Below are 21,013 nucleotides of genomic sequence, written 5' to 3'. Positions count from 1 at the left end.
CATGACCCGCAACACGACGCTGCGTATCGCCGAGAAGTTCATCGGGTTGCCGCTCGAACAACGCCGCCAGTTCCTCGCCAGGCTGCGCCAGGATGGCAAGGACTTCGGCCTGCTGCCGATCCCGGTCAGCCGCCACGGCCATGAAGCCATTGCGCTGTCCTACGCCCAGCAGCGCCTGCTGTTCCTCTGGCAGCTCGATCCGCAGAGCGCGGCCTATAACATGGCTGCCGGCCTGCGCATGCGCGGCGATCTGGACCAGAGCCGTCTGCAAGGCGCTTTCGACGCCCTGATCGAGCGCCACGAAGCGCTGCGTACGGTGTTCCAGGTCGACGGCGAGCAGCCGCTGCAACGGGTGCTGGCGGCCGAGCCCCTGGCCTTGCGGCATGTCGACCTTGGCAGCGCCGGCGAGGCTGAGTTGGCCCGACAGGTAGAAGAGGAAGTCAGTCGCCCGTTCGACCTGCTCAAGGGCCCACTGCTGCGCGCCAGCCTGTTCTGCCTGGGCCAGGACGAATACGTGCTGGTGGTGTGCATGCACCATATCGTCTGCGACGGTTGGTCGATGGACGTGATGGTCCGCGAGTTCGTCCAGTGCTACCAGGCCGGGCCTCAGAGCCTGCCAGCGTTGCCGTTGCAGTATGCCGACTATGCCGTGTGGCAGCGCCGCTGGCTGGAAGCCGGCGAGGGCGAGCGGCAGTTGCAGCACTGGCGCGAGCAGCTCGGCGATGACCACCCCTTGCTCGAGGTGGCGGCCGACTTCCCGCGCCCGCCAGTGCAGAGCCTGCAAGGCGAGACCCTCAGGTTCGATTTCGGCGGGCCGCTGTCACAGCGCCTGCGCGACGCCGCCCGGGCGCAGGGGGTGACGCTGTTCATGCTGATGCTGACCGGTTACGCCGTGTTCCTCTCGCGCCACTCCGGCCAGCGCGACATCCGCATCGGCGTGCCCAACGCCAACCGCGGGCGCGAAGAGGTGGAGGGGTTGATCGGCTTCTTCGTCAACACCCAGGTGTTGCGCTGCGTGGTCGACGAGCGCCTGTCGCTGAGTGAACTGCTGGTGCAGGTGCGCGAAGCGACCTTGGCCGCCCAGGCCAATCAGGAGCTGCCCTTCGAGCAGTTGGTGGAGGTGCTCGCGCCCGAGCGTAGCCTTGGCCATAACCCGCTGTTCCAGGCCAAGTTCAACCAGAACGTCGGCGTGCAGAAGCAGACCGCCTTGCAATTGCCGGGGCTGACCGTCAGCGAGTATCCGCTGCGCAAGGAGGGCACCCACTTCGATCTGGCTCTGGACATCACCGACGACGGCAGCCTGGTGCACGGCGAGATGACCTACGCCAGCGATCTTTACCAGCGCGCTACCATCGAAGGGTTCATCGTTGCCCTGCGCGAGCTGTTCGAGACGCTGCTCGATGCGCCCGATACGCCGCTGCATGCCCTGGTCAAGGCGCCTGACGCAGAGGTTGCCAGCCAGCGTGCGCAACCGGCCCTGGTCCTGCAGCGTTGGGACGAGCAGGTCCGTCGCCAGCCTGATGGCATTGCGCTGGCTTGTGCCGGGCAGCGCCTCAGCCATGCCGAGTTGGACCACCAGGCCAATCGCCTGGCCCACCACCTGCGCGACCTGGGCGTCGCTGCGGGGCAGCCGGTCGCGGTGCTGATGGAGCGCTCGCTGGGCTGGCTGGTGTGCCTGTTGGGCATTCTCAAGGCGGGTGGCGTGTACATGCCGCTGGACACCAAGGCGCCAACCGAGCGCCTGCACGGCATGCTGCAGCGCAGTGGCGCGCAGGCGCTGCTGTGCGATGCGGCTGAGCCGCGCCAGCAGGCGCTGGCATCGTCCGGCTGCCAGGTTCAGCCTTACGCACCGGAGCGCTGGGCCGCCTTGCCGGGCGATGCGCCACCTATCCGGATGCTGCCGGGTGCACCGGCCTATGTGATCCACACCTCCGGTTCCACCGGCCAACCGAAGGGGGTGGTGGTCAGCCATGGCGCGCTGGCCAGCTATGTCGACGGCCTGCTGCAACGCCTGGATCTGGCCACGGACGCGAGCATGGCGCTGGTCTCCACCATCGCCGCCGACCTTGGTCACACGGTAGTGTTCGGCGCCCTGTGCTCCGGGCGCACGCTGCACGTGTTGCCAGAGACGCTGGGCTTCGACCCGGATGCCTTCGCCGCCTACATGGCCGAGCAGCGCATCGGCGTGCTGAAGATCGTCCCCAGCCACCTCAACGGCTTGCTGCAGGCGGCCAATGCTGCCGACGTGTTGCCCGAACACGCGCTGATCGTCGGTGGCGAGGCCTGCTCACCCGCGTTGTACCAGAAAGTGCGCGAGCTCAAGCCAGGCTGCCGCTTCATCAACCACTACGGCCCCAGCGAAACCACGGTCGGTGTACTGACCCATGAGCTGCAAGGTGCAGTGACCCAGGCGGTGCCGTTGGGCACTGTGCTGCCGGGGGCCAGCGTGCGGGTGCTGGACGATGTGCTCAACGGGGTGCCGGCGCGGGTCGCTGGCGAGCTGTACATTGGCGGCGACAGCCTGGCGCAAGGCTATCTTGGCCAGGCGGCACTCACCGCCGAGCGTTTCGTGCCCGACCCGTTCGGCGCGCCGGGCACGCGCCTGTACCGCAGCGGTGACCGGGTGCGTTGCGACAGCGCCGGCTTGCTGTACTTCCTCGGGCGCGCCGACGACCAGGTGAAGATCCGTGGTTATCGTGTCGAGCCCGGGGAAGTCGGCCGCGTGCTGCGTGGCCTGGCCGGGGTGCATGACGCGGTGGTGCTGGCCGTCCCGCAAGGGGACGACGCGGCGCAACTGCAACTGGTCGGCTGGTGCGTGCCGGGTAACCCCGCGCCGAGCGTCGAGGCCCTGCGCGAGCAGTTGCAGGCGCTGCTGCCAGACTACCTGGTGCCGGCCCATCTCATGCTGCTGGAGCGCCTGCCACTAACCGCCAACGGCAAGCTGGACCGCCGGGCGCTGCCGCAGCCGCAGGTACACCTCAAGCGCCATGTCGCCGCCAGCACACCACTGGAGGAGCAACTGCTGCACATCTGGCAAGCGGTGCTCAAGCGTGAAGACATCGGCGTCGAGGACAACTTCTTCGAGCTCGGGGGCGATTCCATCCTCAGCCTGCAGATCATCGCCCGGGCCAAGCGCCAGGGCATCAGGCTGAGCCCGCGCCAGCTGTTCGAGAGGCAGACCATCGCCCAGCTGGCCCAGGTCGCCAAGCTGATCACTGCAGCGGCCAAGCCTGCCGCTGTCGCGCAGGTCAGCGGCGGCATGCCGCTGCTGCCGGTGCAGGCGCGCTTCTTCGAACTGGCGCTGGTTCAGCCTGGGCATTACAACCAGGCGGTCATGCTGCAGCCGCGCCAGGCGCTGACGGCGAGCATCGTCGAACAGGCCCTGGCGTTGCTGGTCAGCCAGCACGACGCACTGCGCCTGGCATTCAACAGGGTGGACGGCAGCTGGCATGCCGAGCACCGCACCAGCGTGCCAGGTGGGCTGCTCTGGCACCGTCAGGCGGCCGATACCGCGCAACTGCTGGCCATCGCCGAAGAGGCCCAGGGCAGTCTCGATCTCGCTCAGGGGCCGCTGCTGCGCGCCGTGCTGTGCGACCTCGCCGAAGGTGGGCAGCGCCTGCTGCTGGTGATTCATCACCTGGTGGTCGACGGTGTGTCCTGGCGGGTGCTGCTGGACGACCTTGAGCAGGCTTGCCTGGCCCAGCTGGCCGGGCGCACGCCCGCGCTGGCGGAAAAGAGCACGGCGTTCAAGGCCTGGGCCGAACGCCTGGTGGGCTGGGCCGCGGAGCCTGCCCGCGAGGCAGAACTGGCCTACTGGCAAGCGACCCTCGCCGGGCTGAGCGGTGACCTGCCGACGGCACGCCGCGACGCCGGGTTGCAGGTGCGTCACGCCCGCACCGTGCACTGCCGCCTGGATGCCGACACCACGCATAACCTGCTGCAGCAGGCGCCAGCGGCCTATCGCACGCAGGTCAACGATCTGCTGCTGACCGCCCTGGCACGGGTGCTGTGCCGCTGGACCGGGCAGGGCAGTGTGCTGGTCCAGCTGGAAGGCCACGGCCGCGAAGACCTGTTCGACGGCGTGGACCTGAGCCGCACGGTGGGTTGGTTCACCAGCCTGTTCCCGGTAGCGCTGACCCCGACCGACGCCCTGGGCGGCTCGCTCAAGGCCATCAAGGAGCAGTTGCGTGGCGTGCCCGGGCGCGGCATCGGCCATGGCGCGCTGCGTTACCTTGGCAGCCCGGCGCAGCAGGCGGCGCTGCAGGCGCTGCCGCAAGCGCGGGTAACATTCAACTACCTCGGCCAGTTCGACCAGGGCTTTGCCGAGGACCGCTTGTTCGCACCCGCCCTGGAAAGTGTGGGCGCCACCCAGGCGGCCGATGCGCCGCTGGGCAACTGGCTGAGCATCAACGGCCAGGTGCTGGGGGGCGAGCTTGAACTGGGCTTCACCTTCAGCCACGCGATGTTCGACGAGCCGGTGATCGCTAGCCTGGCTGATGACTACGCCCAAGAGCTGGCCGCGCTGGTCACCCATTGCCTCGACGAACAGGCCGGCGGTGCCACCCCGGCCGACTTCCCGCTGGCCGGCCTGACTCAGGCCCAGCTGGATGCGCTGCCGGTCGACCTGCGCCAGGTCGAGAACATCTACCCGTTGGCACCGATGCAGGAAGGCATGCTGTTCCACAGCTTGTACGACGGCCAGGCCAGCAGCTACGTCAACCGCCTGCGCCTGGACCTCGACGACCTCGACCCGCAACGTTTCATCCAGGCCTGGCAGCAGGCACTGGACCAGCATGAGTCGCTGCGCGCCGGTTTTGTCTGGGAGCAGGGCCTGGAGGCGCCGCGCCAGGTGGTGCTGCGCCATGTCGAGCTGCCGGTGGAGCGCTTCGACTGGGCAGGCGAGGCTGATATCGACGCACGCCTGGAAACCCTGGCGCAGGCCGAGCAGGCACGCGCCTTCGACCTCGGCCAGGCACCGCTGCTGCGCCTGGTGCTGGTGCGCACCGGGCCGCAGCGCCATCACCTGATCTACACCAGCCACCACATTCTCATGGACGGCTGGAGCAATTCGTTGCTGTTCGCGACGGTGATGCAGGCCTACGCGGGGCAGCCGGCCGCGCTGGCGCAGACCACGCGCAGTGATTATCTCGACTGGTTGCAGCAGCAGGATCGCGCGGGTGCCGATGCCTTCTGGAAAGCCCAACTGCTCGACCTGGACGGCCCGACACTGCTCGGTGGCACACGCGATGCCAAGCCGTCCGGGCAGGGCGCGCTGGTGCTGGAACTGGGTGAAGCATTGAGCCAAGCCCTGAAGCACTTTGCGCAGGCCCAGCAAGTCACCCTCAACAGTGTGCTGCAGGCCGCCTGGGCACTGCTGTTGCAGCGTCGCACCGGTCAACCTCGGCCGTGCTTCGGTGCTACCGTGTCCGGGCGCCCGGCGGAGTTGTCGGGTATCGAGCAGCAACTGGGCCTGTTCATCAATACGCTGCCGGTGGCCGCCGAGCCGCAAGGGCACATACCGGTCGCCGACTGGGTGCGTGAAGTGCAGTCACTCAACGTACGCCTGCGCGATTACGAATACCTGCCGCTGTACGCTATTCAGGCAGCAGCAGGGCGCCCTGGCGAGGCGCTGTTCGACAGCCTGCTGGTGTTCGAGAACTATCCGCTGGCGCAGAGCCTGTCGCAGAGCTGTGCTGGTCTGCGTTTGTCCGGCCTGGATTATCAGGAATACAGTGGTTACCCGCTGACCCTGATTGCTGAAGCACGGGATCAGGTGCAGCTGACCTTCGCCTACCAGCGCCAGGCCTTCGATCACGAGCAGGTGCAGCAGATTGCGGCCGAGCTGCGTCATCTGCTGCAGGGCTTCGCCAGCACGCCGCAAGCCTTGCTGGGCAGCTTCGGGTTGGTCGATGCAGCGGTTTATTCGCGAATCGTGAACGGCTGGAACGCCACGGCACGCGACTACCCGGGCACGCCGTACGTGCATCAGCTGTTCGAACAGCAAGCCGCCCGTCAACCGCAGGCGCCGGCCGTGACCTTTGCCGAGCGTACCTTGAGCTATGGCGAACTCAATGCCGAGGCCAATCGCCTGGCTGAGTATCTGCGTGGCCTGGGCGTGGGCCCGGACGTGCTGGTCGGTATCGCCGCCGAGCGCTCGGTGGAAATGGTCGTCGGCCTGCTGGCGATCCTCAAGGCTGGTGGCGCCTATGTGCCGCTCGACCCGGAATACCCGCAGGACCGTCTGGCCTACATGTTCGAGGACAGCGGCATCGCCTTGCTGCTGACCCAGTCGCACCTGCGCGATGGCCTGCCGATCCCTGAAGGGCTGGCCGTGCTCGATCTGGACCGGGCCGAGGCGTGGCGTGCCCTGGACGCGCGCAACCCTGAAGTCCAGCTGCACCCGGAAAACCTCGCCTACGTCATCTACACCTCGGGTTCCACCGGCAAACCGAAAGGCGCCGGCAACCGCCATGTCGCCTTGCACAACCGCCTGGCCTGGATGCAGGAGGCTTACCCACTCACTGCCGATGACAGCGTGCTGCAAAAGACACCGTTCAGCTTCGACGTCTCGGTGTGGGAGTTCTTCTGGCCCTTGATGGAGGGCGCATGCCTGGTCATGGCGCTGCCGGGTGACCACCGCGACCCGGCGCGCCTGGCCGAGCTGATCAGCCGCGAGCAGATCAGCACGCTGCACTTCGTCCCGTCGATGCTGCAAGCCTTCGTCGGCGACGAAAACGCCGCCCGCTGCACCTCGCTGCAACGGATCATCTGCTCCGGCGAAGCGCTGCCGGTGGAACTGCAACGCCAGACCCTGGCGCTGCTGCCACAGAGTGGCCTGTACAACCTTTACGGCCCGACCGAAGCGGCCATCGACGTCACCCACTGGACCTGTGTCGAGGAAGGCAAGGACAGCGTGCCGATCGGCCAGCCGATCGCCAACCTGCAAACCTACGTGCTGGACGGCGAACTGAACCCGGTCAGCCCCGGCGTGACCGGTGAACTGTACCTGGGCGGTATCGGCCTGGCGCGCGGTTATCACCGTCGCCCGTCGCTGACCGCCGAGCGTTTCGTCACCAGCCCGTTCGGCGCAGGCCAGCGGCTGTACCGCACCGGCGACCTGGCGCGCCAGCGCGAGGACGGGGTGATCGAATATGCCGGGCGCATCGACCATCAAGTGAAGATCCGCGGCCTGCGCATCGAACTGGGCGAGATCGAAGCCCGTCTGCAGGAGCTGGAGGCGGTACGCGAAGCCGTAGTGGTAGCCGGCGAAGGTCAGCTGGTGGCGTATCTGGTAGCTGAGCAGGCCGACAGCCTGGCGGCGATCAAGGCTCATCTGGCCGCTGTACTACCGGACTACATGGTGCCGAGCCAGTGGCAACTGCTCGAGCGCATGCCGCTGTCGCCCAACGGCAAGCTCGACCGCAAGGCCCTGCCGAAACCGGAGCTGGGCCAGTCGCGGCGCGAGTACGTGGCGCCGCAGAACGAACTGGAGCAACGTCTGGCCGCGATCTGGCAGGAGGTGCTGCAGGTCGAGCGGGTCGGTCTCACTGACAACTTCTTCGAACTGGGCGGGCACTCGCTGCTGCTGGTGCGCCTGGTGTCCCGAATCAAGACCGAGTTTTCCGTGGAATTGCCGATCCAGGACGCCTACCTCGCCGACGACCTCGGTGCCCTGGCCGCCCTGGTGACGCGTAACGCGAGCCCGGCGGAACAAGACTACGACGCCATTTTTGACGCCTTGGACGAACTGGAGGCATTTGATGCTTAAGCAAGGGACCCAACAGGGCAATGAGCTGGTCCAGCGGATCAGCGGGCTGAGCCACGACAAGCGCGTGGCCCTGTTCAAGCGCCTGCTGGAGAAAGGCGTCGATCCGGGCCGGCTGCCCATCGTGCCAATGGCTGAAGGCGAAGTGCCGCACCTTTCCCATGCCCAGCAGCGTCAGTGGTTCCTCTGGCAGTTGGACCCGCAGAGTGCCGCCTACAACATGCCGGCAGCGCTGCGCCTGGAAGGCACGCTGAACCTTGCCGCGTTGCAGAGCAGCTTCGATGCCCTGGTAGCGCGGCACCCGCCGCTGCGCACCACCTTCGAGGCAGGTACAGGTGAGCCCCAGCAGCGGATCCACCCAGCAGGCCCGGTGGCGATCGAGCGCGTGGCCTTGCCCGGTGCCGACGACCTGGCCATTGCCGAGGCTGTGAGTCGTGAAGTGGTGCGCCCCTTCGACCTGCAGCGTGGCCCGCTGCTGCGGGTACTGCTGCTGGAAATCGGCGCGACGGACCGGGTGCTGGTCATGACCCAGCACCACATTGTCTCCGATGGCTGGTCAATGCAGGTCATGATCGCCGAACTGATCCAGCTCTATCAGGCAGCCTGCGCGGGGCGTGAGGCCAGACTCCCGGCATTGGCCATCCAGTACGCCGACTTCGCCGCCTGGCAGCGCCAAGTGCTCGAAGCGGGCGAGGGACCGCGACAGCTGGCCTATTGGACCGAGCAACTGAGCAATGCCCCTGCGGTACTGGAACTGCCCACCGACCGGCCACGCCCAGCGGTACCAAGCCACCGTGGCCAGGCAGTGAGCGGCACGCTCGACGCGCCGCTGCGCCAGCGCCTCGTCGCGCTGGCACAGGCGCACGGTTGCACGCTGTCGATGGTGCTGCTGGCGTCGTTCCAGCTGCTGCTGCGCCGCTACAGCGGCCAGAGCGATGTGTGCGTAGGCATGCCGTCGGCGGGGCGCAACCGGCCGGAGGTGCAGCCCCTGACGGGTTTCTTCGTCAACACCCTGGTGTTGCGCGGCCGGCTTGAAGATGGCCTGAGCACCGTGCAGCTGCTGCAGCACACACGCACCACCTTGCTTGCCGCCCAGGCCAACCAGGACCTGCCGTTCGAAGCGCTGGTCGATAGCCTGGTGGCGCACCGCGACCTCAGCCACAATCCGCTGTTCCAGGTCATGTTCAACCACCAGGTCCTGGGCGATGGCCTGGGCACCTCGGCGCTTGCCGGCTTGTCGCTGAGCCTGTTGCCAGCGCCGACATCGCGAGCCAAGTTCGACCTGGCGCTGGACACGCAGGAGCATGGCGGCCAGCTCAGTGCCAGCCTGACTTACGCCACTGATCTGTTCGATACGGACACCGCCGTGAAGATGTTCGCGCACTGGCAGAACCTCTTGCGGCGCATGAGCGCCCAGCCTGACCAACCGATCGCCGAGTTGTGCATGCTCAGCGAAGACGAGCGCCATTGGCAGCTTGTGGCCTTGAATCCAGGCCTCGGCCAGCCGGCCGAAACGCGCACCGTGCATAGCCTGATCCAGCAACAGGCCCAACTGCGCCCGACCGCCCCGGCCCTGATCGTGGCAGGCAGGCAGCTTGATTACCAGCAGCTCAACCAGTGGGCCAACCGGCTGGCGGCGCGCCTGCATGAAGCGGGCGTAGGCCCGGAAGTGCGCGTGGGGATCGCGCTGGAGCGCTCCGTCGAAATGCTGGTCGGGTTGCTGGCCGTGCTCAAGGCGGGCGGTGCCTATGTGCCGCTGGACCCGACCCACCCGCATGAGCGGTTACGCTACATGCTCGAGGACAGCGGCGTTGCCCTGGTGCTGGCCCAGCCACATCTGCTGGCCGCACTGCCGCTACCGACGGGCGTCGAGGTCTTGCCGGTGAGCGCTGATGGCGCCGAATTGCAAGGCTACCCCGCGCACGATGCCCACTACCCGGTGGCAGCGGACAACCTGGCCTATCTGATCTACACCTCTGGCTCTACCGGCCGGCCAAAGGGGGTGGCGGTCACCCATGGCCCGCTGGCCATGCACTGCCTGGCGATTGCCGAACGCTACGGCATGACGCCTGAAGATCGCGAGCTGCAGTTTGCCTCGATCAACTTCGACGGCGCCCACGAGCGCTGGCTGGTGCCACTGGTTTCCGGTTCGATGCTGATGCTGCGCGACAACGATGCCTGGGATGTCGAGCGCAGCGCCCGCGAGATTGCCGAGCATGGCATCACCATCACCTGCTTCACCCCAAGCTACCTGCAGCAGTTGGCCGAGCATCTGGGCGATGATGGGGCAGGCTTGCCCATCCGTTCCTACACCGTGGGCGGGGAAGGCACCAGCCGCGCCACCTTCCAGCAAATCCAGCAGGTGTTGCGCCCGCCGCGCATCATCAATGGCTATGGCCCGACCGAGACCGTGATTACGCCGCTGCTGTGGGCGGCCCACCTCGGCAGCAGCTTCGATGCGCAGTACATGCCGGTGGGCACTCCGGTCGGTGCGCGCTCGGCCTATGTGCTGGGCAGCGATCTGCAACTGTTGCCGGCGGGCGTGCCCGGCGAGCTGTATATCGGCGGTGAGGGGCTGGCACGCGGCTATCACCAGCGCCCGGGCTTGACCGCCGAGCGCTTCGTCGCCGACCCGTTCGGGCCACCGGGTGGCCGCCTTTATCGAACCGGCGACCTGGTGCGCCTGCGTCAGGATGGCGTGGTCGAATACCTTGGCCGGGTCGATCACCAGGTCAAGGTGCGTGGCTTCCGCATCGAACTGGGCGAGGTGGAATCGTGCCTGATGGGCATGGAGGAAGTGCGCGAGGCGGTGGTCGCCGTGGCAGGCGAAGGGCGAGGTTCGCGCCTGGTGACCTACCTGGTGCTGGCGCCGGAGATGCAGTGGGATGCCGCGTTGCGTGGCCAGGTGCTCGCCCGGCTGCGCCAGGCCTTGCCCGAGTACATGGTGCCCGCGCACTTGCTGGTGCTGCCGACCATGCCATTGAACCCCAACGGCAAGCTCGACCGGCATGCCTTGCCAGCCCCGGTGCTGGACCGTTCCGAGCACTATCGGGCGCCGGTCACGCCGCTGGAAGTGAGCCTGGCGAAGCTCTGGGGTGAGCTGCTGGAAGTGGAAGAGGTCGGGCTCGATGATAGTTTCTTCGAACTGGGCGGCAACTCGCTGCTGGCCATGGAGCTGGTGCGCCGGGTACGGTTGGCAGCGCTGGACGGCTTCACCATGACCCTTCGCGATCTGATGACCACGCCGCGTATTGGCGAGTTGGTCGGGCGCCTGCAAAGCGCTGCCAGCCAGGCCCCGGTACTCTTGCTGAACACCCCGGCACAGGGCGCCACACCGCTGTTCTGCCTGCACGGCGTGCATGGCTCGGTGTTCGATTACCTGCCGCTGGCCAGGCGGCTGCAGCCGCAGTGGGCGGTGCATGGGATCCAGTGCCGGATGCTGTTCAATGCCGCCTGGGTCGACGTGGATGTCGAGTCCATGGCCGTCGACTACTGTGATTACATCCGCGCCGTGCAGCCGCAGGGGCCGTATTTCCTGCTCGGTTGGTCGCTGGGTGGCGCCTTGGCGTTGCAGGTGGCCAGCGAGCTGGAGGCCCAGGGGCAGGTGGTGGCCTTCGTCGGGCTCCTGGACAGCTACTTGCCACAGGCCGATCAACAACAGCAATGGGATGAGCGCTTGCTGAGCCTGCTGCTGGCGCTGGGGGCCGATGAGGGCGCCAGTCGGGCGCTTTGCAGTGGATGGCAGGGGCCTGAAATGGATGAACGACTGTTGTTTGGTGAGCCAATGGTGGCCGTCCTGAGCAACCTGTCGGCGCCGGTGCTGGCCAACCTTGCCATTGGCGAGCGGGTGGCTTTCGTGCGGACCACGTTGCAGTTGGACCGGGTGGCGATGGCTATGAAGGGGCTGCCAGGCACTCAAGTGAAGCCGACCTGCTGGTGGGCGGTAGGGCGCGAAGTGTCGGCGCAGTCGAGCCTTGATAGTCACTACGGTGCGGCACTGCGGCACCTGAGCAGCGACCGTGGCCATTTCGACCTGCCGCAGGATGCCCAACTGATCGAGACGGTGGCCGGGCAGCTGGAGGGTATCGGCGCCATGTGCCAGGAGGCTCTATTCGAAGTTTGACTTAGTTGCGTGGTATTGCGCACTGCTATTGCGGGCACGTCCGTTGAGCATAATTTTCTTTACGCCATTTTCCCCCCGTTATAAGTGATGGCAAAATGATATATACAAGGAAGTTACCACCCTGAGGGGCGATGTAATCAACGAGCGTTCGGACCAGCCAGGTCACCGACGCTTCCCGCCTGCACATGCGTACCGACTACGTCGACAGCGCCGCGCGCATCGAGGCCGCCAACGACCTGAGCATCAACGCCGGGCGAGATTTCGTCAGCGCCGGCGGGGTACTGCAGAGCGGTCGCGACACCTCGATCGAGGCCGGTCGCGACATCCTGCTGGGTTCCGCCGAGGCCATTGACAGCGCCGCCTATGGGCGCACCACCACCCAGACGGTGACGCAGAACGGCTCCAGTGTCAGTGCCGGGCGCGATTTCACCGCCGTGGCAGGGCGCGACCTCAGCGCAGTGGCCAGCCAGATCGAGGCGCAGCGCGCCATCGATATCAGCGCCACGGGTGACGTGACCTTGATGTCCGCGGCGGACGAGAGCCATTCGGCATACACCTCGAAGAAGCTCAAGACCCAGCAAGACCATGTCAGCCAGGTGTCCACCGTGCTGACAGCCGGTGCCGATGTCTCCATCAGCGCCGGTAAGGACCTGGCCCTGAGCGCCAGCCGCATCAGTGCCGGCGATGAAGCCTACCTGGTGGCCGGCGGCCAGCTTGCCTTGCTGGCGGCGGAGGATCTGGACTACTCGCTGTACGACAAGAAAAAGAAGGGCAGCTTCGGCAGCAAGTACACCAAGCGCGATGAAGTCACCCAGGTCACCAACATCGGCAGTGCGATCAGCACAGGTGGCGACCTGACGCTGGTCAGCGGGGGCGACCAGCTGTACCAGGCGGCCAAGCTCGACAGTGGTGCAGACCTGGTGCTGAGCAGTGGTGGTGAAATCACCTTCGAAGCGGTCAAGGACCTGCATCAGGAGAGCCACGTCAAGAGCAAGACCAGTCTTGCCTGGAACAGCGCCAAAGGCAAAGGCAACACCGATGAGACACTGCGTCAGAGCCAGTTGCTGGCCAGTGGTGATGTGCTTATCAAGGCCGCCGATGGCTTGAAGATCGATATCAGGCAGGTCGATCAGACGAGCGTGAGCGAGACCATCGATCTGATGGTCCAGCAAGACCCACAGCTGGCTTGGCTCAAGGAGGCAGAGGCTCGAGGTGATGTTGGTTGGCGGCAAGTCAAGGAAGTGCACGATTCCTTCAAGTACAGCCAGTCGGGTATGGGGGTTGCGGCACAGTTGGTCGTTGCGATCATCATCACTTACCTTACTGCAGGCGCAGCCAGCGCTGCCCTGGGTTCTGCGGCGGGTGCGACTGCCGGATCCGGTACGGCCATGGCGGCAAGTGGAACGGCGACCGCCAGTGCCGTGGCGAGTGGCGCCGCGACAGCCGGTTCAACCGTAGCGGCGGGATGGGCTAACGTCGCGCTGACGTCAGTGGCGACCAGTGCTGCAAGCGGTGCAGCGATCAGTACCATCAACAATCGTGGCAACTTGGGCCTCGTGCTGAAGGATGTCACCTCGGTAGATGCGCTTCGTAATTATGCGGTTAGTGGGGTTACCGCAGGGCTGACCACCGGCGTGTTCGATGACTGGACAGCGACCGAAACGGGAACTTCAAGCGCGCTGCCTAATAGTGGCGCCGTATTGCCAGCGGGAGGGCTTTCCACCTGGGACGGCATTGGTCGCTTTGCAGGCAATCAGCTGCTTCAGAATGGTACTTCGACCGTGCTGGACCGTGCCCTCGGTGGCGACAGCGCATTGAGTGATGCGCTGCGAAGCAGCCTCGCCAGTACATTCGCAGCTGCTGGGTTCAACCTGGTTGGCGATTTGGGTAGCCGCTTCGAACTTCAGCCGGGAGGCGCCGCCAAAGTTGCACTGCATGCGATGATGGGCGGGCTGGCCGCGGAGGCGGCTGGAGGCGATTTCAAAACCGGTGCAGTTGCAGCCGGGCTCAATGAGGCGCTAGTGGATACGCTTGCGCAGCACTATGCCGAAATGCCGCCTGAGAAGAAGCAGCAGTTGCTGATAATGAATTCACAGTTGCTGGGTGTTATGGCCGCTGCTGCGGTCAACGGTGATGGCGACAGTTCGCAGATGGGCGCGTGGGTCGCGAGCTACTCGACGCAATATAATTACCTTACACATGAAGAAGTTAAAAATAAGGACGCGGAAGAAAAAGCCTGCCTGGATGAGGGGTGCGTTCAGGATACGAGAGAGAAATATGCACAGTTGGATGAGACTCGCAATAAAGAGTTGGCCGACGTGTGTCGTAATAACCCTGGGCGGTGCGAGGACATTTCCGCGAAGCTCAGTGCCGACGAACCGAAACTCAGAGCGTTGGCTAAAGAAGCATCTGCTCGAGGTGAATTTGGCGCGTCCGTTGTCATCGGGTATGTGATTAGCAGTAGTAATCAAGACGCGCAGAATACCATCGCCAGTGAACTGAGCGCACTCAAGGGAGGGGATGGGGGTCGGTTCCTTTCCGTGTTAGGCTCGACGTTGCTGAGTGCGACCATGGGCGGTCGCTCGGTTGTCACTAAACAACCGGTGTACAGGACGACCAAGGAGGCTAAAGTAGCGGCAGAGGAGTTAGGTTATCAGAAAATAAGCGAAACAGTTCATGGCGGCCAAGCCGTATTCCGCAAGGGCAAATCTTACATCACCCGAGACCTGGATGGGCACAACGGAGGTGCATGGAAAATGGCCAGTTCAGTCAAAGCTTTGGAAAGTAGAACAACACGTGACGGGACTTTTGACAAGAATTTGAATCGTATCGGTGATTGAATGAGCAAGAGAGTAGACTGGGAGCGTCGAGGCAAGACAGTGGCGGAGCTTATCGCTGAACTTAAGACGTTTGGCGATCAGCACCTTAAGGTGGAAATGTCCTTTGATGAAGGGCAAACAGCGAAGCCCATTAGTCTCGTTGTTAAACGGGATGGTAAATGTCTTTTGTTGCATATAGATTCATCGGGTGATTGATGATAGGGGTGATGGTTTATCGTAAGTAGGGTGATGTAATACTGATTTATGAAGTTTCCCGGCAAGCTCACTTTATTTCATTCAAGGTCAACGGCGATGGTGTCTATTTAAAAATACGTGGGCTCCATTGCCTTGATCATTAGGCTCCGGTGATGGGCGGGCTGGCCGCGGAGGCGGCTGGAGGCGATTTCATAACCGGTGCAGTTACAGCCGGGCTCAATGAGGCGGCAGTGATACGCTTGCACAGCTATGCCGAAATGCAGCCTGAGAAGAAGCGGCAGTTGTTGATAATGAACATACAGTTGCTGGATCTTATGGCCGCTGCTGCGGGCAACGGTGATGGCAACAGTTCGCAGATGGGCGCGTGGGTGGCAAGCTACTCGACGTAATTACCTTCCAGAATAAACAATGACTAGTATTTCGGAGTTGAATGACTTGCTTGTCGCTCATAATTGCTTGCATGCAATCAGTATTCAGTTGAGTGGGGAAGGAATGGCTTATGACTTGTCTCTGTCAATTTCATCCTCTGAAGAGGTAGGGTTTGATGTCTTGCGTATCAGATTCCTTGACATAGCCCAATTCGCGTGCCGTGATTTTGGCGGCGGATTGACTCAGCTGATGCACATGAGCGTGGATAAGCTGGATTCCGGCTTTGACAGAATACGTTATCAATTGAGCGATCTTGAGGAAAATAAGTTATCGTTTTGTTTTTCATCATTTTCAGTTGATTAAATGCTGCCTAAGGAGGTCCGCTGGGTCTCCATGATAGTGACGGTGGTTCGTATGTCACAACCGCATGAAAAAAGCCCCCAGGTGCATCACGCCAGGGGGCTTTTTCATACCGTCAGCGTCAGAAGTCGGCTTTGAGCGTCACCGTGTAGTTGCGCGGTTCGCCATACACGTTGCTCGCGTTCAACCAGCCGATGGAGGAGTAGTACTTCTTGTCGAACAGGTTGTTGCCGTTGAGGGCGACGCTGAAGTTCTGGTTGATCTGGTAAGCCACGCGGGCGTTCCAGATGGCGTAGCCGGCCTGCTCGATCTTGTCGATGCCGTTGGTGCCACCCTGGTTGGTGTTGTGGTTCTTGCTCTGGATGCTGGCGCCGGCGCCGACGGTCCACTGGTTCAGCTCGCCAGGCAGGTTGTAGTCACCCCAGAAGCGCAGCAGGTGGCGTGGCGTGTAGCTGTTGAAGGTGGCGCCGGACGCCGTGCTGCCATCACCCGGGTCGTTGAGAAACTTGGTCGAGGTGTAGGTGTAGCCGGCAAACAATTGCAGGCCGGCCAGCACTTCGCCGCTGATTTCCGCATCGAAGCCTTCGGCGCGTACCTTGCCGCCTGCCACGTAGCAGTTGGTTTCACCGTCCTGCCCGCATACCGACGAGTAATCGTATTGGGCGCGGTTTTTCTGGTCGACGCGGAACACCGCGAAGCTGGTGTTGACCCGGCCATCCATCAGCTCGCCTTTCAGGCCGATCTCGTAATTGGAGCCTTCGATCGGCTTGAGTGGGGCGAGGTCTTCGGTCAGTTCGGTCTGCGGCTTGAAGATGTCGGCATAGCTGACGTAGGCAGACCATTGATCGTTCAGTGCGTAGATCAGGCCGCCGTACGGGGTGACTTCGCCGGTTTCCTTGGCATGTGACGGGTCCGGCGATGCCGTGGTGAAGCGCGTCAGTTCATAGTCGTACTTGTAGTTGCTGACCCGTGCGCCGAGCACCAGGGTCAGCGGGTCGATCAGCTTGTAGCGCATCACGCCGTACACGCCGTTCTGGCGAATCTTGGCCTTGGAAACACCGGCGTAGGTGGTGCTGAGCATTTCATCCAGGGTGGGTTCGCGAGGCGAGACCGGGTCGTAGATGTTCATCGGGCCGAGGTTGAGCAGGCCGCCTTGCAGGTCGTCGGTGCGCAGGTCGCTGGCGTTGGCACCCACCACCACCTCGTGCTCCAGGCCGAAGGCGCGCCATTTGCCGGTGAGGTTGATGTCGGCGCCCTGGTTGATGTTCTCGAAGTCGTACAGGTAGGCACGCGACTGCATGCCGCTGCCGGTGGCCGGGTCGACGGCGCCGCGGCCGAAGCTGTAGAAAATGTCGTTGGTTTCGCGGATGTAGCTGCCAGAGGCTTTCAGGCGCCAGTCTTCGTTGAAGTCGTGGGTGATATCGGCGAAGTAGGTGGTCTGCTTGTTGTTCCACTTGTTCCAGTCGGCACCGGTGAAGGTGGAGCGGCTGACGTTCACCGCACTGCCATCCTTGTTGCGCGGCAGGCCGCCGAAGTAGGGCGTCGAGTGCAGGTCTTCGACACTGGCGCCGGCGGCGACCGTGGTGGAGTCGCTGAGGTCGTATTCGAGAATCCCGTACAGCACGTTCTTGCGGCTTTCTGCCGTGTCGTAGAAGTAGTCGCGGTCTTCATGGCCGGCGACCAGGCGCCCGCGCAGCCGGCCATCGGCAGTCAGTGGACCGCTGGCGTCGAGGGTCTGGCGATAGGTGTCCCACGAGCCTGCGCTGGCGGTGATCGACAGGGACGGCTCGGCTTTCGGACGTTTGCGCACCAGGTTGATCGCCGCACCGGGGTTGCCGCTGCCTTGCAGCAGGCCGTTGGCGCCGCGCAGGATCTCGACGCGGTCGTACAGCAGGGTGTCGGAGGTGAAACTGCTGCCGATGCCATAGTAGCGGCGGTCCAGCGGCACGCCGTCGTACTGGATGGTCTCCACCTCGAAGCCGCGCGAATAGATGTACTTGCCGCCAGACGGGCTCTGGTAGGTGGTGATGCCGGTGGTCTTCTCCAGCACCTGGTCGAGGGTGTCGAGGCGCTGGTCGTCCATCGCCTTGCGGGTGACCACGCTGACCGACTGCGGGATGTCCTTGAGGCGGTGGGTGCCCTTGCCGATGGTCACCGCATTGGACGTGTAGCTCCCCGAGTCCTCGGTGGTGGCATCGAACTGGCGCCCGGAAATGTTCACCGGCTCCAGGTTCAAGGCGGAAGTGTCTGCTGGCCCGCTCAAGGTGATGGTGTGGCCATCGAGCTGGTAGGTCAGGCCGCTGTCGCGCAGCAGCAGGCGCAGTGCCTGCTCGGGCTCCATGTTGCCCCTGACCGCCGGTGCCGGGGTGTTGTGCACTGCGTCCGGGCTGTACAGCAGCTGCAGATTGGCCTGCTTGGCCAGGGTAGTCAGTGCCCCCACCAGCCCTTGCGAAGGGATATCCAGCGCGACCGGCTCGGCGTGCGCTGCCATGGACGCCGCCAGGGCACAGGCCAGCAGCGACGGTGGGAGAATGGCCAGTGTCTTCCTGCGTACCGCCCGGGCGAGCGGCGTAAGCGTGGTAATGGTCATGCGGATACTCAGTGTTGGCAGATAGATTACTTATGAGATTTATTTGCATTTATGTAACGTGCCGGCCGCCCAGAACCGGAAAGATCACAGTGAAAATTCTGTAATTTCTTGTTCCACCCGCTTGCCGTCATGCAGGCGCAGCAGGTGATCGGCCACATCGAAGTAGCGGTCGTCGTGGCTGATGACGATGATGGTCTTGCCCAGGCGCTTCAGTTCCGGCAGCAGTTCGGTGTAGAAAATGCGTCGGAAGGTCGGGTCCTGGTCGGCGGCCCATTCGTCGAACACCAGCACCGGGCGTTTCTCCAGCCAGGCATTGACCAGCGCCAGGCGCTTGCGCTGGCCGGTGGACAGGTCGGTGGTGGTGAAGGCGCCATCGCGGATCTGCACCTTGTGGGCGATCTCCAGCCGTTGCAGGTACTTGCCGGCATCCTCGGGCAAGGCCTCGCCGCCCTGCAGCAGGTCATCGAACAGGTAGTAGTCGGCGAACACCGTGGTGAACAGCTGGCGGTAGTCGTCGCGGTTGCTGGCGGTGACAGGTTCGCCATCGAGCACGATCTCGCCTTCATGGGGGGCGTACAGGCCCAACAGCAGCTTGATCAGCGTGGTCTTGCCGCAGCCGTTCTCGCCGACGATGAACAGGATGTCACCCCGCGCGACGCGCAGGTTGATCGGCCCCAGGGCAAACGGCGCGGCACCGTCCACCGGCGGGAACGCGAAGCGCACGTTACGCAGCTCGAGGCTGCGGATCTGCCGGTCAGGGACTTCAGGGGCGTCGAGCAGCAGGTGCGGCTCGGGCGACGAGAACTGGGTCGACAGCTCGGCGATGCGGCGGAAGGCGATTTGTGCGCGGCTGACAATGGGCAGCGTCGAGACCAGGTGTTCCAGCGGCCCTTTCATGAACAGCAGCACCAGTACGAAACCGCTGGTGACCTTGGGGTCGGTGATCAGCCCGGCCTGTTGCAGGGCCAGCACCAGGCCGATGACCACGAAGAACAACATCGAGCCAAGGCTCTTGGCGACCACGAAGATGTTGATCGAGCGGATATGAGTGTCGCGAATGAAATTGGCGGTGCGGCTGATGCGCTCGTCGAACATGCGCTGGCGACGTGGGCGGCTGATGCGCAGCTCCTTGGCCCCGGAGGCGACACCGCTGTAGTGCCGCTGCATTTCGTCTTCGGCCTCGCGGGCGGCATGGAAACCGCGGATGCCGCGCACGCGGGCGATGTACTGCACGGCGGTGCCGATCAGGATGGCGCAGGCGGTGATCAGGAACATCGGCCAGGACAACTGGGCCAGGTAGCCGAGGCAGCCCAGGGTCACCGACAGGGAAATGGCCAGCGGTGCGAAGGCGAAGGCGAAGTCGCTGATGGTGTCGACATCGTGGGTCAGTACCGGGATCAGGCGGTGGCTGCGGTAGCGTTCGATCTGTTCTATGGGGGCGCTCAGCACCTTTGCGCCGAGGTCGCGACGCAGCTTGGCGATCACATGCTGGCCGACATGGTTGGTGCCGATGTCCGAGGCGATGGAGGCGCACAGGGCGAGCAGGCAGATGCCGGCGAACGCAAGCACCACGCCCCAGGTGATGGTGCCGGGGGCATGCAGCAGGTTGTTGATGTTGGCGAGCAGCAAGGTGATGCACAGGCCGCCGACGATCCCCAGCACGACGGCCAGGGAGACGATCAGTCGGTAAGGCTTGAGCAGGCCGAGGAGTTCGCGGAGTGCGCCAGGGGTCGATCGGTTCATGGTGAGTTCCTGGTGGGTACGCGGATGCGGTTCTGGCGCTGCGCGCGGCGAGCACCGTGTGGGCGGGTTGCCCAGTGAAAAGACGTGTGAGGGGGGCTGTGATTTAGCCGGCCCGGGCCGTGTGCCCGGGCCAGTCAGGTAGTGCGCAGAGGGGTGTCGCTCAGAGCTCGCGGGCTACCCGGAAGCCCAGCCAGTCGCCGCGTACATAAGGTTCGCGGTAGTTGCGGTTGCCGGAGCGGGAGAACACCGGGGCTTCGCTGTAGTCGTTGCCGCGGATGTGGTTGTATTCGCAGCTTGCTTCCATCCACGCGCTGCCATCGGTGGGGGCACCGACATAGTTGTCGTGCCGGCAGTCGGCGACCCATTCGTAGACGTTGCCGTGCATGTCGTACAGGCCGAACGCGTTGGCCGGGAAGCTGCCGGCGGGCGAGGTGTAGTTGTAGCCGTCGGCGGCGCCGTAGGTGTTGGCGTGCTGGGCGATGCTGTAGTCCTTGCCTTCATCGAAGGGGAACGGGAACGGGCCGCTGGAGCCTGCGCGGGCGGCGTACTCGCGCTCGGCTTCGCTGAGCATGCGGTAGTGCTTGCCGGTCTTCTTCGACAGCCAGGCGACGTAGGCCTTGACCTCGTCGTAGCTGATGCACACCGCCGGTTGGTCGGGGCCCTGCGGGTAGCTGGGCTTGCCGTTGGTGCAGCGCCGGCCGGGGCGGTCGTCGCCGTCGGGGAGGGTGACCTTGGCGTCGCGCTGCCAGGCCTGCAGCTGTTTGGCTTGCACCTGGAACTGGCTGATGGCGAAGGGTTTGGCGAAGGTCACGGTGTGCATTGGGCCTTCGTCCGGCTGGCGGCCGACTTCATCGTCAGGCACGCCCATGGTGAAGCTGCCAGCGGGCAGCACCACCATGGGCGGGCAATCCTTGCAGTCCTTGAACGTCTGGCCGGGTGCGTGGGCATCGGCGGCCAGGGCCGGGGCGCTGGCGAGCAGGGCGGCCACCAGGGCCAGGGGGGGGAACGTGTGCATGGCGGTTCTCTTG

At 64.4% G+C, this 21,013-nt stretch carries 8 protein-coding genes; 5 read left to right on the top strand and 3 right to left on the bottom strand.

Annotation, left to right across the window (positions count from 1 at the left end; genetic code table 11):
* Position 1: 1 nt before the first annotated feature.
* The 5 genes from L6D64_RS01505 to L6D64_RS01485 all read left to right on the top strand — a co-directional run bounded on the left by L6D64_RS01505 (position 2) and on the right by L6D64_RS01485 (position 15,655).
* Positions 2–7,768: a non-ribosomal peptide synthetase gene (locus L6D64_RS01505; RefSeq protein ID WP_176509040.1), complete on the top strand. Its 7,767-nt coding sequence runs from the start codon at positions 2–4 to the stop codon at positions 7,766–7,768.
* The gene (locus tag L6D64_RS01500; RefSeq protein WP_176509039.1) at positions 7,761–11,888 is read left to right on the top strand and encodes a non-ribosomal peptide synthetase; all 4,128 of its coding nucleotides are present in this window, start codon (positions 7,761–7,763) and stop codon (positions 11,886–11,888) included. The genes L6D64_RS01505 and L6D64_RS01500 overlap by 8 nt, the downstream gene beginning before the upstream one ends.
* 185 nt (positions 11,889–12,073) lie before the next feature.
* Positions 12,074–14,728 carry a DUF637 domain-containing protein gene (locus L6D64_RS01495; protein ID WP_178126647.1) on the top strand — a complete coding sequence of 885 codons (2,655 nt, stop codon included), beginning with the start codon at positions 12,074–12,076 and terminating at the stop codon, positions 14,726–14,728.
* A gap of 347 nt (positions 14,729–15,075) precedes the next feature.
* The gene (locus L6D64_RS01490; RefSeq protein WP_176509038.1) at positions 15,076–15,312 is read left to right on the top strand and encodes a hypothetical protein; all 237 of its coding nucleotides are present in this window, start codon (positions 15,076–15,078) and stop codon (positions 15,310–15,312) included.
* A 19-nt stretch (positions 15,313–15,331) separates the two neighbouring features.
* Positions 15,332–15,655: a hypothetical protein gene (locus L6D64_RS01485; RefSeq protein ID WP_176509037.1), complete on the top strand. Its 324-nt coding sequence runs from the start codon at positions 15,332–15,334 to the stop codon at positions 15,653–15,655.
* A gap of 118 nt (positions 15,656–15,773) precedes the next feature.
* Here L6D64_RS01485 and L6D64_RS01480 read toward each other — a convergent pair whose 3' ends face one another.
* From L6D64_RS01480 to pvdO, 3 genes are all read right to left on the bottom strand, one after another.
* On the bottom strand, positions 15,774–18,242 hold the full coding sequence (locus L6D64_RS01480) for a TonB-dependent siderophore receptor (RefSeq protein WP_176509036.1): 2,469 nt from the start codon (positions 18,240–18,242) through the stop codon (positions 15,774–15,776).
* Positions 18,243–18,326: 84 nt separating this feature from the next.
* Positions 18,327–19,985, bottom strand: a complete 1,659-nt coding sequence (locus L6D64_RS01475) for a cyclic peptide export ABC transporter (protein ID WP_176509035.1) — start codon at positions 19,983–19,985, stop codon at positions 18,327–18,329.
* 160 nt (positions 19,986–20,145) lie between these two features.
* Entirely contained in the window at positions 20,146–21,000 is an 855-nt protein-coding gene (gene pvdO / locus L6D64_RS01470) for a dihydropyoverdine dehydrogenase (RefSeq protein ID WP_176509034.1), read from the bottom strand.
* Between the last annotated feature and the right edge of the window lie 13 nt (positions 21,001–21,013).

The sequence above is a fragment of the Pseudomonas urethralis genome, from assembly GCF_021602465.1.
In the GTDB taxonomy this organism is placed as follows: Bacteria; Pseudomonadota; Gammaproteobacteria; order Pseudomonadales; family Pseudomonadaceae; genus Aquipseudomonas; species Aquipseudomonas vlassakiae.
Note: the sequence above shows the minus strand (reverse complement) of the source record. Positions and strands in the feature narration are given on the sequence as shown.

Excerpts from the sequence above, each read along its gene's own strand:
- L6D64_RS01485 (WP_176509037.1), top strand. The coding sequence starts at position 15,332 with ATGACTAGTATTTCGGAGTTGAATGACTTGCTTGTCGCTCATAATTGC.
- L6D64_RS01480 (WP_176509036.1), bottom strand. The coding sequence starts at position 18,242 with ATGACCATTACCACGCTTACGCCGCTCGCCCGGGCGGTACGCAGGAAG.
- L6D64_RS01500 (WP_176509039.1), top strand. The coding sequence starts at position 7,761 with ATGCTTAAGCAAGGGACCCAACAGGGCAATGAGCTGGTCCAGCGGATC.
- pvdO (WP_176509034.1), bottom strand. The coding sequence starts at position 21,000 with ATGCACACGTTCCCCCCCCTGGCCCTGGTGGCCGCCCTGCTCGCCAGC.
- L6D64_RS01505 (WP_176509040.1), top strand. The coding sequence starts at position 2 with ATGACCCGCAACACGACGCTGCGTATCGCCGAGAAGTTCATCGGGTTG.
- L6D64_RS01490 (WP_176509038.1), top strand. The coding sequence starts at position 15,076 with ATGGGCGGGCTGGCCGCGGAGGCGGCTGGAGGCGATTTCATAACCGGT.
- L6D64_RS01475 (WP_176509035.1), bottom strand. The coding sequence starts at position 19,985 with ATGAACCGATCGACCCCTGGCGCACTCCGCGAACTCCTCGGCCTGCTC.
- L6D64_RS01495 (WP_178126647.1), top strand. The coding sequence starts at position 12,074 with ATGCGTACCGACTACGTCGACAGCGCCGCGCGCATCGAGGCCGCCAAC.